The following is a 14,472-nucleotide window of genomic DNA, read 5'->3' as shown; positions in this document are numbered from 1 at the left end:
TCAAACTTAAGTGTAGTTGAATTATTTTATTGCACTTTTTATCTCTAAATAAAATATGTAAAAATTCGTATCTCTGTGTAAATTAATACCTACGCCCCCTTTAAGACACATAACTCCAAAGTGACTTTATTGATGAAAAAGTTTAAAAAATCATAAATTTAGAGATCGAGTTCTAATTATTAGTAATAAGATTTCACCGAACCCACAAACAGTTATAGAGAACTATAATTAAGGTTGTATGACAATAAAGTTATTTCTTTTCTGCCTGAGGTAGTTAAATGAACACCACTTATTACCTTTGGATACACTACCGGGAATACTTATCTTTCGAGCACAAGAAGGACTTTCCTTTCATGTGCTTCACTCTTCCATTTTTTTGTCTTTATACTGCCCATATTGACGCGAATGAAATCACAAAAAAAAGCAACATCACCCCGTCTAACCAAATATTGTTAGATGAAAGTAATACCATTAAAGATGCTGACGATAACACTGTTCTCGCGTGGATGGACGATTCAGAAGATAAATTAGCCGATACCATACACGATTACAGCGAATCACTTGATCAGTATGTTGGTAAAGATGACGAAGATGAACCAATGATGAATCGTAGCTATTTACGTATTAAGTTTAAGCCGCGTTATTCACACCGTGGTTATTCTGATTTCGATGCTAATGTTTATCTTAAGCTAGACCTTCCGCATACCAAACGAAATTGGAAACTGATTTTTGAAACCGACCCCGATGATTTTGATAGCTTAGAAAGCAAACAACGAGGTATTTCTGGCGAGAATGATAGCAGCAGCTCTGCAGTTGGTGGCGTTAGACTTCAAGATAAAATATTGGGAAACTGGAAAACAAATTTTGATATCGGTGTAAAAGTAAGGTGGCCACCGGATCCTTTTGTTAGAGTAAATGCAAGTCGAGTTGATATTTTAAGCGAGCGCTGGACAAGCCGTATAAAACAAGAGATTTTCTTCTATCATGAAAAAGGACCAGGTGCAGTCACATACTTCGATTTTTACCGAGCTATGAATGAAGACGAGACACAAATATTTAAGGCTAGCACAAGTGGTCAGTACCTTGATGAAGATGATAACTGGGAGTTAGTACAAACATTCGAGTATTTTAACCGCTTAAGTGATAACCATCTTATGGAATACACGACAGGTATAAGTGCAGATACACGTGAAGAAGATGAAATATCCAACTATTGGGTATCGGCATCGTGGACACAAAAGCTCTATAAAGATTGGATTTATTTAACAATAGAACCTGAGATCGAATTCCCAAAAGAATATGACTACCATATTAACCCCGGAATAATGTTACAGCTTGAGCTTTTCTTTATAAAAAATGGAAATTATGACCGACTAAATCGATATATACCTCTGCCCTATGAAAAAGATTAATCCTAATCTCATAACCAAGCTACCTCAAGATGCAAGATTAAGAGTAATCTCAGCGAGTATCTTGAGGTAGCTTGGGTATAAATATAATTACAACATAAGCATTAATTAAACGGGATACCAACACCTAATGTGAAGGTATAAGCATCTAAATCATCTAATCCAATTAAAGTACTAGCCTCTGCAAAACCATGCCACCCGTTATTAAAGACACTTGATACCCCTAAGTGTGCTCGCCCATATAGTTGGTCATCAGAATTTATAATGATAGGCAAAATCATGCCTGAGTTATCTGCTTTCAACTGACTAATTACTTTTTCTGAACTTGAATCAAAATCATAATGAACATACGAACGTAAATATGGCTGGAATATACCTAAACTCGAGCGAAAAGAATGCGAAAAACTGGCCCCTGAAATCAACATCGTTGATTCTAAGTTATCAACATCATCTACTTTAGAAATTAGATAATTGGAATTCCCTCTTGATGGCCTTTCTGTATAGCGGTCACTATCCGATAGTGTATGTTGAATGGTACTTTCTAAAGCGATATTCCAATAACCTTGATTTATTACATAACCACCACCGAACGAAAAAACCCAAATATCAGAATCTGCATCATCAGAATTGTTTATAACATTATCACTATAGTGACTAATTTTACGTTCAATATCAGTATCAACAAGCGCATAGCTCGCTGTAAAATCCATATACCATTGATCTTGAAAATAACTGAAGTAGCCTGATGCAACTAAACCATCAATTTCACTCTCTGCGTTTTCAAGACCTGAATCATAAAAGGGTAAACCCAGCGCCACGCCAAACAAATATTTTTCATTAAGTAAGTAATCGCCGCCTAATGTCACTGAGTAGCCTTCTCTTTCAGGGTTACTTTCAGCAGCCAATGTTTGTTGCTCTATCGTATTTTTGTCTTGTTCAAAACGTACATAGGCCCCTAAACGTGAAGAATTGTCAGTCCCTAAAAATCCATCTTGATAAAATGTTACTTCTGTTAATTTAGGCGTTACATTTTTTTTGGGGGAAGGATTTTTAGTACTATTTCTGACACTACTTGCTCGTTCTGTAAGATCAGCAGTGTTTAGATTTTTTTGTTGTAAGATCTTACTTTTATTGATACTTGAAGAACGATTGCCAACGTTTTGATGAGTAAATTTATCACCTCGAATATCAGCCCCTACATCCATGAGTGTTGAAATAACAGCATAAACATCTTCTTTTACGCTTGATGAATTACCATTGCTATCTTCCGCTGAAATAGCACAAAATGGTAATACAATCATAATAGGTAAAGTTCTAGCAATTACGATAGATAAAACTTCATATCGCATGTGACCCCCTAAATTAAACACACTCACGCTTTATATTATTATTCAGTGTTTGCGTGAAACTTAACTATTTAATAATAGAGAAACAAGACAATCTCGGGTGTCGCAAAAATAAACATTTCAACAAATAAACAAGGTAATAAATAAAAACAATTTGAATCAAAATAAAGAAGTTAAACATTAATGACTTAAGCTATAGCAATCATCCACTCAATAGTACTAAGCCATAAATAGTAGTATTTTTTTGTCTACATAATCGGTATTTTAGTACACATTACCAACGCTGAATCTAGTAATTGTTTATCCTATCACTTACCATGATATTAACCTGACAGCAGGAATTCAAAAACTCCACTTAAATTGCAAATTCACCAGGGTGTTAGATGTTTCACCGAATAGGCTATCGTTGCTACCATCAAAGCGCTGTAAAACGGTCAATACTTGCCAATCATCAGATAAAGAATAGCTATTACTCGCCCCAAGAAAATATGAACCATCATTATAATAAGTGCTTGATAACGTTAATCGACTTAACGCTGTTATATCAAAGCCAATATCGGCATACCACGTATACTCTGCAAAGCTCAGCGTTCGTGCTGTTAGTGGTAGGTTTAAGAACAGCAATGCATTATTGGGGTCTTGAGGATTGGAGATAAACAGCAGAGAAGCACGTGTCATCCAATTTCGTTGCCCACCAAAGCTATAATCTGCTTCAATAGTAGCGACTGTTGAGGATTCTAGTGGATCCCCCATCCACTCGCTTTGTTTGGGCTCAAACCAGCTAATTTCACCACGTAAGCCTGCACCTTGAATATCGCCAGCAAAGCCTGCACCAATAACATGATCTAGTCCAGATTTCCCCACCAGCAACTGCATGTCCCAGCCTTGGTGGTTAAACAAATATCGACCTGCGTAACTATCCAATCCACTGTTTTTACTTGGGTTATACACCAGATCAAACGCACTGGCGAAACCCAGTTTACGACTTACTAGGATGGCATCGGAGCCCGAACGTTCTTCGTAGTCGAAATCATATATAGAGTAAGAGTTGAAAATATCATTAGGATTCCACAAGGTTGCCATTGCCCAGTTAATACGAAAACGCCCAGCACGCACTTGCCAATCATTTTCCTGCCAATCGAGATACAAGCGATCAAGCTGACTGTTGCCTACAACGCCATTCTTATCTACCCAATTTTTAGATAAGTCCATATAGCCGGGATCAAAGCCCACCAGATCGCCATACCCTGCTATTTCAGCTGAATCACCAAAGAATAATCGATTTCTCATTCCTACATTAACGCGTAGATGACGATTAAATCGGTATTCAAAATTAAAACGCTGATGGATAAGGTTATCTAGGCTGTTCCCTTGATCCTTAACATCCGTTGTATTCTCGCTTTTACTATCAGGAAACGATCCTGTTGCCATATATTTCACGTAACCCGTTAAATCCCAATTTTTCTCGGGCTCTAATCCGGGTATTTGAGCCAATACTACTGAGCTACACGCACACGAGATAACAACGGTTAGCATCGTTTTTAACACGGTATGTGATAGCTGACGTTTCACTGACGACGATCCTCTTTCAACTGACCGTCTTCAAACACAATAACTCTGCGTGCACGTTTAATGACTCGAGGATCGTGAGTCGAAAAAATAAACGTCGTGCCTTCTTGTTGATTTAACTGCTGCATAATATCCAGTAATTCTGCTGTACTTTTAGCATCTAAGTTTGCGGTAGGTTCATCCGCCATTACAAATCTTGGTCGTGGTGCTAATGCACGAGCCACTGCAACACGCTGCTGCTGGCCACCAGATAGCTTTGTCGGTCTTTTATGCAGTTGTTCAGCGAGGCCTACTTGTTCCAATAAGTCACTCGCTCGCTCGCGACATTCAGCTTCTTTATGGCCTTGTAACTGCATAACAAACTCTACGTTTTCTAATGCCGTTAATACGGGTAGCAAACTGTAGTCTTGAAAAATGAAACCAATATGATCGCGGCGAAAAGCAATTAAATCTTTTTCTGATAAATGGCAAATGTCATTACCGTCTATTTTCACTTCACCAGACGTGGGAACATCAATGCCACCAAGCATATTCAGCAGTGTCGTTTTACCTGAACCTGATGGACCCATTACCGCGACAAATTCACCTTGTTCAATGGTTAAATCGAGCGACTTAACGGCATGTACGGGAAAATCAGATTCCGGATTATATGTTTTGCACAATTGATTAATCTGAATGCTCATAATCAGTGTTTCTCCGCCATCGCATCTGCTGGACGCTGCTTTAATATTTGACGCGCCGGATAAAGTGCCGCCAAAAAGCTTGCGGCAACCACAGTAAGAAAGATTAACTGGTATTCGCCGAATGACACTCTCGGGTATATAGTCGTATCAACGCCAAACGCCCCCAAGCCTTCAGCCATTGAATTTAATGAAATACCGGTTGTTTGTAATAGCATCATTAATACAGCACAAATACCTACACCCAATAACGCACCACTCATTCCAAGTAAGCTTGTCTCAAGCATGATCAATAAGAACACCTTATGCTTCTGCATACCTACGGCCATCAACACACCAAACTCGCGGGTTCGCTCAAACACCGACATCAACATGATATTTACAATGCCTAAGCCCATCGCTGATACAAAAATGCCGAGAATAATTGCGGTACTGGTGCCCGTTTGCTTAATCATCGTCGCCAACATAGGCTGAATCTGTTGCCAGTCTCGTATGGTATTCAATTTGCTGGTTTGAGTCTGTAACTGTGCTTTTACCGCTTGAGTAACAATATTCGATGATGGCGTGGCTTCATTTACCACTATGGCTATTTCATGAACACCATCTATATGGGCAAGAGCACTTAAATCACTGCGCCTGACATAGACATTACTCTCATCAAAACTGCTCGACGGACTCTTAAAAATACCGCGAACACGAAACGCCGCCCCCGATACATCATTAGCGGCATCAGTAAACGTTAAGACGACTTTTGATCCTACACGTAAGCGCAAACGATCTGCGGTTTTACTTGAAACTAATACCGGATTTCGCCCTTGTTCTGATAACCATTCACCTTCAATAATGTGACTGACTAACGGCGTTACTTTCGCTTCCGCCTCCAGATCAATACCATTGATCTTTACCCCACGTGTCGAACGTGCAGAAGCCACCATACCATCAGCAATAAAACGTGCCGACCACGCACTAACGTCTGGCATATCTCGTAATTGCTCGATGATCTGCTCTGACCCAATGATGGTGTCGTTGATCTCGGGTTCATTAATATATTCACTACGGTGGATTTGAATATTACTGGTTTGCCACGCGATGGCATTATCAATCATGTTGCCATACATACCATTCATAAAGCCGATCATGCTTGCGACACCAATCAAGCCAAACACCATGGCGAAAAGCATAATGCTGGTACGTAATTTATTGCGCCATAAGTTACGCCAAGCGAGTTTAATCAGCATGGGCACCTCCTTTTAATGCGCTCACAAGATCAAGACGGTAAATGCGCCACATTGGGTAAATCAAACAGAAGAAAAGTAACCCCAATACCAGCATTATTTGTTCTTTAAACAGCCAAGGTGCAATCAATACTTTTAGAACGGGTTCCCAGCCTAACTCAAGCACGGCCTGTGCGAGTTCTCCGGTTAACTCATAAGGGTTGTAATAAAACCACAGTAAAACCGGCAAGGTTAATATCAACCCTAATACCACACCTAATACACCAATAAATGCCGATTCGATACCGATCAGCATTAATAGTTTTCTACGTAATAATCCGGTAGCTAACATGACACCGAATTCACGCTGACGCTCTAATGTCATCATCAAAATCGTGGCAAACAACCCAAAACCAACAATGCCATAAAGTAGGTACATCATAAAAATGCCGCCCACTTTATCCATCATTATTTGCTGTGCCATCTCGGGTGATAAGTCTTGCCAATCACGCACTACGGCACGGTTGATATAAGTGCGCGACAACTCATTAACTGTTTGCTCAAGATTGACTAAATCATCGGTATGCAGCACCCAAGCAGTAACTTGATCGCCAATACTATATAAGGTTTGCGCTTGCGTTAGAGGAAGATAAACCAGCTGCTGATCGAGGGCTGGAATAGGAAACTTCACAATGCCTTTAATCGGATACAAACCCGCAGCGGTCTGACCGCGATAGCCCTGCCCGTATAAAATGATGTCGTCACCCACACTTAACCCTAACGATTTAGCTAAGCCCTCTCCGACTAATACCTGAGAATCACCGTCGGTTAAGTACTCACCTGTGACGAGCCTTTGCGAAATGTGTGAGTATCGGTTTTCGAGTTCAGGTGATATACCTAACACCATGACACCTTTTGATTTTTCTGCTGCTGCAGCAAGAGCAAAAGATTCAATACGTGGCAATAAATGCGTTATATGTGGATTATTACGAACAGGTTCGATAAAAGCATCTGTGGCAGGTAATAAATCATCAATACTTTGGCTTTCTTTAAATTCAGGGTGCTGTAGCTGAATTAATCCAGTAAAAAAGCGGGCACTATTGTCAATATTACTGGCATACCCCCCCTCTTGCAGGCTACGCATAAACAAGGATAATAATAGCGCCAGTGCTAAGGCGGATGCTGTTAGCACTGTACGCCGTTTCTGACGCCACAAATTTCGCCACGCTAATTTAACTAACATACATGCTCCGCCAAGTATCAGAGTGTTTTAAGCTAATCCCGCTATATTTTAATTAGTCTCGTAATTCCTTCATCTGACTTTGAGAAAAGAAGCTGTCTTTGATCGCAAAATTAAACTGCGCTTGATGGGTGAGCATCTCTGTCTTATTTCCAGGCTTATCAGCAGGTACCATTTCCATTCTGGTGGCAATATCACGTCCGCCAAGTTGCTTAATATCATATGTTTTCATGGTATTAACCAACTCATCAAATTCATCAAAAAATTCCACTTTCCGCTGTAAGTACGTATCTTTCGATATCCACAAACGTACTTTACTCCATACCACGGGAGCATCAGGCTTTGCGATCGCATCAATCACATAGGTATTATCATTATCAAACACTTCCGTATCGTGTATTGCGTGGGTATAATCGACCACGATAGATGACTGATTAATAAGGTCATCATTGGTAAAATCTGATCCCATCCAAGATTGTCCGAGCATGGATGGCGCTATCTTGATCACACGTTCAATACTTGGTATCCAATTCCACATTTCGCGTTGACGCTTAAGTGATGCACTACCTTTATCTTTGGCTGGTGCAGTCACTAACACTAACGATAACTCTTTCCCTTTCGTCCAACTTTTCATGCTCATCGAGCGCGTCCAATCAGGACGAATAATATTCATTGTTAGTTCGCTGTAACTCGAATTTCCGCGCATTTGCAGATCAGATTGAGTGACAATTTCCGTGGCAGTTTGTGCATGTAGCCCAATAGAAAATATACTCGCCAAACTCAGTAAAATAATCGGTAACATTCGCATGCTTTCTCCCTCTTAAATTCCGCTAACTAAACCAAGCATTCAATGCTTTTTGATCAATAAGTGGCAGCGATCCTTGAGGTGCTCTTAGTATTCGTTCGATGGCTGCTTGCGTAGTACGTAGTTTTCGCTGGATTAACTCAATTGACTGTCGCTGATCATATTGATCTTGGTTGAGTAGAAGCTCAGTAAAGCGATCAGAAAAGGCATACAGCATCGCCACTAATAGCTCTGCAAGATCTTTAGCATCTTGGCTGTTGCCTTCTTGGCTATCAGCTTGGTTATCACCTTGAATATCGAACACGCCTTCATCCATACCCTGCTTTATGATCAGGGCATAATCTGCCACAAGTAATCGGGTACTTTCCGTTACGAGTTTGTGTTTGAGTAGCACATTCTCATCCATATTGATTATTTGAGTGAACGAAAGCATTTCCGTTTTTTGCTCAACCTTCCAATTATTCGTCATTTGAACAAGTTGTTGCCATTTACTAACCGCATCGATAGCCGGATCAGTAAGTAGCGCTTGAACTAACGCTTGATACTGAGACAGCAAGCTTTCGACCAGCATCTCTAATATTGCCTGCTTTGAACTAAAGTAATGGTAAAAAGCACCTTTAGACACCCCCATTGTCTGGATAATATCGTTAACAGATGTGCTTTCGTACCCCTTGGTATAGAACAAGTTTTGCGCCGTAACAATGAATTCATTACGCCGTTCGTCGGGTGCTTTAACGACTCTAGCCATAAATGCTTACTCTTTCTTTTTCGCAATATTATACGAATACCCTGATAACCGACCGACCGTCGGTATGATTAACTTAGTCCTAATTTTCTAGGCTGACAATATAGATATGGTGTTTTTGTGACCGATGTTATTTTAAGGTTTAGTATCAACCTTAAAAACAAAAAAGCAGCTACCGAAGTAACTGCTTTATGTATTCATAAATAACGTAAAACGGGTTATAACAATCAGCCTTTATTCACCATAAATATCAAAACTAAAGTACCCAGCGGCAATCTTTTCGTAAGTACCGTTCTCACGAATCGTTTTAATAGCTTGGTTAAATTTGTCGGCTAATTTTTTATCTTGTAGGCGTAATGCTAACGCAGTGCCTTCGCCAATATAGGCTTTATCTGTTACTGGCTCGCCTGCTAATTCAAAGTTTTTACCGCGTTCTTTTTCTAAGAACGCTAAAACGAGTTGATCAGAATTACCAAATACAGCATCAAGACGCCCACTTTCAAGATCGAGATACACTTCATCTTGGCCAGTGTAACGACGAATTTTAGCCACATCGCCATAGATATCGGTTACATAACGATCATGAATTGTACCCAGTTGAACACCAATGGTTTTACCGTCTAATCCCGCTGTATCTATTGTAATTCCTGAATCTTTACCCGTTACAAAACGTGCTGGTGTTTGGTAATACTTGTCTGTAAACAGAACACGCTTTTTACGCTCTTCTGTAATACGCATTGATGCCATAATTGCATCAGCTTTACGTGATAATAATGCTGGAATGAGTCCATCCCAATTTTGTGAAACCCACTCACATTTTAGCTTCGCTTCGACGCAGAGTGCGTCTGCAATTTCAATATCAAATCCCTTCGGAGTACCTGATGCATCTTTATAGTTAAACGGCGGATAAGTAAAATCTGACGCGAGACGAACCACTTTTTCATCTGCGGCTTGTGCAGTAGTAAATAGTGCTGACGCCAGAATAATTCCGACACTCATTAGTTTTTTCATCATAAGATCCCTCTTCCTATTGATATTGTTGTAACGCATTTAAGGTTTCAAGCATACTGTTCTTTGAGCCAATGGAAATTCTGACACAGTGTTCAAGCATCGATTCATGAGCTTGGTTACGGGTCACAATGCCTTTTTCTAATAAATAATCATAAATACTGTTTGATGTATTAAAGTGAATAAGCACAAAATTGGTTGCCGACGCATAAACCACATCTACAATCGGTAACACCTGCAATTCGCTAATAAACCATTCACGGGTTGTTATAAGTTCATCTGTTTGGCTACGCATACTCTTTAAGCCTTCAGGAGCAAGGGCTTTCAATGCGATTTCAGCCGTTGGATCGGCAATAGGATAAGGCGCAATCAATCGTGCAATGTACGACATAACACTTTCATCTGCCATTAAGAAGCCACAACGAATCGATGCTAATCCAAATGCTTTTGATAAAGTACGTATCACAATCAGATGCGGGTATTGTGCCATCAAATGCAGCACACTCGTTTCTGGTGCGAATTCAATATAAGCTTCATCAACCACAACCAAAGTTGACGCTTTACTGGCTTCAAGTAATTCCATAATATCGTGATGATGAATGGTATTACTTGTCGGGTTATTGGGTGAACATAAGAAAAGTAAGCTTGTGTCAGCCAGTTGATGTTTAATCGCCGCAACATCAAGTTGGAAGTTATCGAGTAACGGCACAGCTAGCGTATTAACCGAAAAAGCATCGGCACAAAATTCATACATGCCATACGTTGGTGGACAAATCATAATTTGGTCGTTACCCGGCTGGCAAAATGTACGGATCAACAAATCAATCGCTTCATCAGCCCCCCGTACAGCCACAGTCTCGCAGCTCAATGCACCCGATGCTTGCTCACAGTACGCTTGATACTCTGATGCAATATCATGGGGTAAAAAGTCGGGGTAACGATTATACATATCGTTACGTCCTTTTGACTCGTCACCATACTGGCAACTGCTTTCTAGTTCATTCGCGTTCAACCACAGATGGCCACTGCCTCCTATGCGTCGAGCTGATTGGTATGGTATGAGTTTTTCTACTGCCTTTGGTGCTAACTTTGACGCTAATGATTTCATTCCCTAAACTCCCACACGAATAAACAGGCTAAAGCCCAGCCATAAATTGGATTAAAATGCAAAATGACAGCATAAATAATCTCAAAATGTCTTTATATTTAGATTAAAGCAGACCTGGCTTGAAATCAGAATCGAAATGTCGGCATACTAGACATGACAAAACCGCATACCTTAAGTGTCAGTAGCGACTGGGAATAAGTATGATAAATCGATTACCATCAACAAAAGAACTTCAGGCATTTTTGATCACTGCCCAGCAGCTAAATTTCACTGCTGCAGCACATATTTTGAATGTGACACAAGGCGCCGTAAGTCGTCAGGTAATTTCTTTGGAAGAACAACTGAAAGTACGGCTATTTCACCGCCATGCGCGCGGGTTAACCTTAACTAATAAAGGTTCTGAGTTTCTTCCTCTTGTTGAACAAGCAATGAATCAAATTCATCGTGCTGTTGAACAAGTATCGAATGATAAACAATTAGTCAAACTGAAAGCCCCAAGCTGTATTACACCTTGGTTGCTGCCTAAACTGATGACCTTTCAACAAGCCTACCCCGATATCGATGTCGAGCTCACATCCGCCATTAAACATAACGTCAACTTTTCAACCGAACCTTTTGATGCTGCGATCTGTTACGGGCAATCACCACAAGAGAAATCCTTGCTCACTAACTTATTATTTGAAGAATTTTTAACACCGGTATGTTCTACTTCTTTATTACCAGTCGATAAAACGACATTAAGTACCAATGAAATGAAGGGTTTTACGTGGCTGCATGCCACTCCACAGAAAAGTGACTGGGCATTATGGTTAAAGCAAGCTAACAGCTCATACTTAACCGCGGATCAAAACCAGCATTTTGCAACACTAGATTTGTCGGTAAGTGCAGCAATACAGGGGTTCGGTATCGCCATTGGAGATATCACATTGGCTAAGCTTGATTTAGAATCTGGACGATTAGTGGCTCCGCATGCGTTAACAGTCGCTTCCGGTAACAGTTATTACCTTGTACGCCCGAAAACGATGCAGAACCCGTCTTTAGAATTACTGATTAAATGGCTGATCTAGATTTCTTAGTGCTTGGTTATTCATTACTGCGTAAGCGGCAGCGCAACGCCAATCACCATAAATAAGCCACCACAAACTTGGTTAAAGCGCTTCCCTCTTTTTTCAAGCCAAGGACCAATATAAACAGATACGCTGGCAAGCATAAATTCAACCGTAAACTCAACCACCGAGAAAGTTAAAGCCATTACAAAAAATTGTGTCATAAGTGACATCTGAGGATCAATAAACTGCGGTAGAAATGCCCCGAAAAATAACAGAACTTTGGGATTAGAAACCGCCGCTAAAGCACCTTGCATGAATAATGCTGAACGTTTTTTTTCTGCAATGGCTTTTTCTGAAATGATTAAATTAACAGGCGGTGTTCGCCATAACTGAATACCTAACCAAATAAGGTATGCCCCACCTACCCACTTCAATATATTAAGTGCAGATGGTGATGTTTGAATGATCGCACCAATACCAAACATGGATAATGCAATAACTACCACAAAACCCAGCACGCCACCAATAATAGTCCAGATTGCTTTGCTACGTCCGTATAATACACCGTGTGTCAGTGCCAACAATCCATTAGGACCTGGCGCAAAAGCAAGGCCAATAACCGCAATTAAATATAAAAGCCACGTTTGAAGCACCATGAAAATCTCACCTATATTATTCTGTTCATGTTTGCCTTTTGATTAAATAAAGCACAACAACATGAATCACCTATCACCGTTGGAAGTGTGTGAATTTTACTGCGGAAGCATAAAAACAAATGGTCTAATTTAGACGTGATACGGTATAATATGGACATTAGTAAAAAGATCTCACAGACATGACAACAACAATAACGCCTTCCAATCAAAATCTAGCTGACGATAAAGGCCCTATCATGACACCTGACGTTCGTTTCCTGCTATTGCCTTTACCCGATTTTACGATGCTACCGTTTGGTGGTTTTATCGATAAACTTCGTTTTTCGGCTGACAATGAAGATTATAGCCAGCAGCGCCACTGTGGATGGCAAATTTTAGGTTTAAAATCTGGCACTGTTACTTCAAGCAGCAGTGTATCGGTAGAGGTGCAGGTAACACCGGAACAGATACGTTTCGCTGATTACGACTACCTTGTTGTTTTTGGCTGCCGATCGGCACGTCATGCTCAACAAATGGCACCCAGTTATAAAGCATTGCTTAAACAAGCAGCCTCTAATGGCGTTACATTAGTCACGATCGACAATGCTTGTTTCATGCTGGCTGAAACTGGATTATTAAAAGGAAACCAAGTCTCGGTACATTGGCGACATGCACAAGAATTTATGGCGGCTTACCCCGATATTGAAGTACGCACAGAGCAATTATATTGTATCGACAAAAAACGCATCAGCTGTTCTGGTGGCAGCGCTGCCATTGATTTAGCCATAGAGTTGTTAACACGCCATTGTGGTCGTACACGTGCTATGAAAGGATTAGCTGATATGATTATCGATAAGCCTCGTGGGCAATTGCATCGCTTAGAATCATTGGATAATGAAACCAGCGCAGGTCGGCATGTCAGCCGTGCTATTGGATTGATGCGCGACTTATTTGCAGAAAGAAAAACCACCGATGAACTTGCTACCATGATAGGCATAAGTCGACGACAACTTGATCGCTTGTTTAAAGATGAATTCTCTAAAACTGCACATGATTACTGGCACGAAATGCGCCTTCAGCATCTACACTGGCGATTAGTCAACTCTAATCACAGTTTGACTATATTAGCGGAAGAAATTGGCATTCAAGATACTAGCTACCTCTGTAAGATATTTCGCAAGCGCTTCGGTCAAAGCCCTGCAACATTACGTCACTCGAATAAATAGACCGTGCTTAATCTTTCGAAATAAACCAGCCAATCACAACACAACCCAGCATCCAGCTAGAGCCCAATAAAAAGGTATTGTTCACATTTTCCGGAATTAACAGGCAGGCAAGAATGCCAATGATCATAACAATCGCAAATATTATCTGCCACAAAATGTCATATCTATAACTATCAACAGCTTTCGGATTATTTTTCATTTGTGAAACATCACAATATTGCCATATGATAATTAGAGCAGAAAAGACCTAACGTCAGCAATTACAAAAAAGTAACATAATGTAAGATTGTGATTCACCAATAAATACAAAACAATCAATAATCTATATGAATAATAAAACACCACTTGTGGTTCATTTGCACTGGTTATCTTTCTTGTTATTATCATACCTTATTGATAATGCGAGAGTACTAGAAATAGAATAGCTATAAACTGGCT

Annotated in this window: 14 protein-coding genes; 3 read left to right on the top strand and 11 right to left on the bottom strand. The window is 40.2% G+C overall.

Going from position 1 to position 14,472, the window contains the following annotated elements:
- The first annotated feature begins 353 nt into the window (after nt 1-353).
- The gene (locus C9J48_RS21690) at nt 354-1,412 is read left to right on the top strand and encodes a hypothetical protein (protein ID WP_006230201.1); all 1,059 of its coding nucleotides are present in this window, start codon (nt 354-356) and stop codon (nt 1,410-1,412) included.
- 101 nt (nt 1,413-1,513) lie between these two features.
- On the opposite strand, the gene C9J48_RS21685 is transcribed toward C9J48_RS21690, so the two are convergent.
- The 9 genes from C9J48_RS21685 to hisC all read right to left on the bottom strand — a co-directional run bounded on the left by C9J48_RS21685 (nt 1,514) and on the right by hisC (nt 11,124).
- Nucleotides 1,514-2,758, bottom strand: coding sequence for an autotransporter outer membrane beta-barrel domain-containing protein (locus C9J48_RS21685; protein ID WP_006230202.1), 1,245 nt, complete (start codon nt 2,756-2,758; stop codon nt 1,514-1,516).
- A 339-nt stretch (nt 2,759-3,097) separates the two neighbouring features.
- On the bottom strand, nt 3,098-4,327 hold the full coding sequence (locus C9J48_RS21680) for a hypothetical protein (protein ID WP_006230203.1): 1,230 nt from the start codon (nt 4,325-4,327) through the stop codon (nt 3,098-3,100).
- On the bottom strand, nt 4,324-5,007 hold the full coding sequence (locus tag C9J48_RS21675; protein ID WP_006230204.1) for an ABC transporter ATP-binding protein: 684 nt from the start codon (nt 5,005-5,007) through the stop codon (nt 4,324-4,326). Before C9J48_RS21675 ends, C9J48_RS21680 begins: the two co-directional genes overlap by 4 nt.
- 2 nt (nt 5,008-5,009) lie before the next feature.
- Nucleotides 5,010-6,242 (bottom strand): ABC transporter permease, encoded by a 1,233-nt coding sequence (locus C9J48_RS21670; RefSeq protein WP_006230205.1) that lies wholly within the window; start codon nt 6,240-6,242, stop codon nt 5,010-5,012.
- Complete coding sequence (locus tag C9J48_RS21665) at nt 6,232-7,461, bottom strand: ABC transporter permease (RefSeq protein WP_006230206.1); 1,230 nt, start codon at nt 7,459-7,461, stop codon at nt 6,232-6,234. The genes C9J48_RS21670 and C9J48_RS21665 overlap by 11 nt, the downstream gene beginning before the upstream one ends.
- 52 nt (nt 7,462-7,513) lie before the next feature.
- Nucleotides 7,514-8,266 carry an outer membrane lipoprotein-sorting protein gene (locus tag C9J48_RS21660; protein ID WP_006230207.1) on the bottom strand — a complete coding sequence of 251 codons (753 nt, stop codon included), beginning with the start codon at nt 8,264-8,266 and terminating at the stop codon, nt 7,514-7,516.
- Between the two features lie 22 nt (nt 8,267-8,288).
- A complete protein-coding gene (locus tag C9J48_RS21655; protein ID WP_006230208.1) occupies nt 8,289-9,011 on the bottom strand; it encodes a TetR/AcrR family transcriptional regulator in 723 nt (240 codons plus the stop codon).
- Between the two features lie 231 nt (nt 9,012-9,242).
- On the bottom strand, nt 9,243-10,019 hold the full coding sequence (locus tag C9J48_RS21650; protein WP_006230209.1) for an ABC transporter substrate-binding protein: 777 nt from the start codon (nt 10,017-10,019) through the stop codon (nt 9,243-9,245).
- 16 nt (nt 10,020-10,035) lie between these two features.
- Nucleotides 10,036-11,124, bottom strand: a complete 1,089-nt coding sequence (gene hisC / locus C9J48_RS21645; protein WP_006230210.1) for a histidinol-phosphate transaminase — start codon at nt 11,122-11,124, stop codon at nt 10,036-10,038.
- Nucleotides 11,125-11,324: 200 nt separating this feature from the next.
- Between hisC and C9J48_RS21640 the strand changes: the two genes are divergently transcribed.
- A complete protein-coding gene (locus C9J48_RS21640) occupies nt 11,325-12,191 on the top strand; it encodes a LysR substrate-binding domain-containing protein (protein WP_006230211.1) in 867 nt (288 codons plus the stop codon).
- A gap of 23 nt (nt 12,192-12,214) precedes the next feature.
- Here the strand turns inward: C9J48_RS21640 and C9J48_RS21635 are convergent, their stop codons facing one another.
- A complete protein-coding gene (locus C9J48_RS21635) occupies nt 12,215-12,829 on the bottom strand; it encodes a LysE family translocator (RefSeq protein WP_006230212.1) in 615 nt (204 codons plus the stop codon).
- 179 nt (nt 12,830-13,008) lie between these two features.
- Here C9J48_RS21635 and C9J48_RS21630 point away from each other — a divergent pair, with 179 nt between their 5' ends.
- On the top strand, nt 13,009-14,034 hold the full coding sequence (locus C9J48_RS21630; RefSeq protein WP_006230213.1) for a GlxA family transcriptional regulator: 1,026 nt from the start codon (nt 13,009-13,011) through the stop codon (nt 14,032-14,034).
- Nucleotides 14,035-14,041: 7 nt separating this feature from the next.
- On the opposite strand, the gene C9J48_RS21625 is transcribed toward C9J48_RS21630, so the two are convergent.
- Nucleotides 14,042-14,233 (bottom strand): hypothetical protein, encoded by a 192-nt coding sequence (locus C9J48_RS21625; RefSeq protein ID WP_006230214.1) that lies wholly within the window; start codon nt 14,231-14,233, stop codon nt 14,042-14,044.
- Nucleotides 14,234-14,472 lie beyond the last annotated feature (239 nt).

It is taken from the genome of Photobacterium profundum (assembly GCF_003026285.1).
GTDB lineage: Bacteria > Pseudomonadota > Gammaproteobacteria > Enterobacterales > Vibrionaceae > Photobacterium > Photobacterium profundum.
Note: the sequence above shows the minus strand (reverse complement) of the source record. Positions and strands in the feature narration are given on the sequence as shown.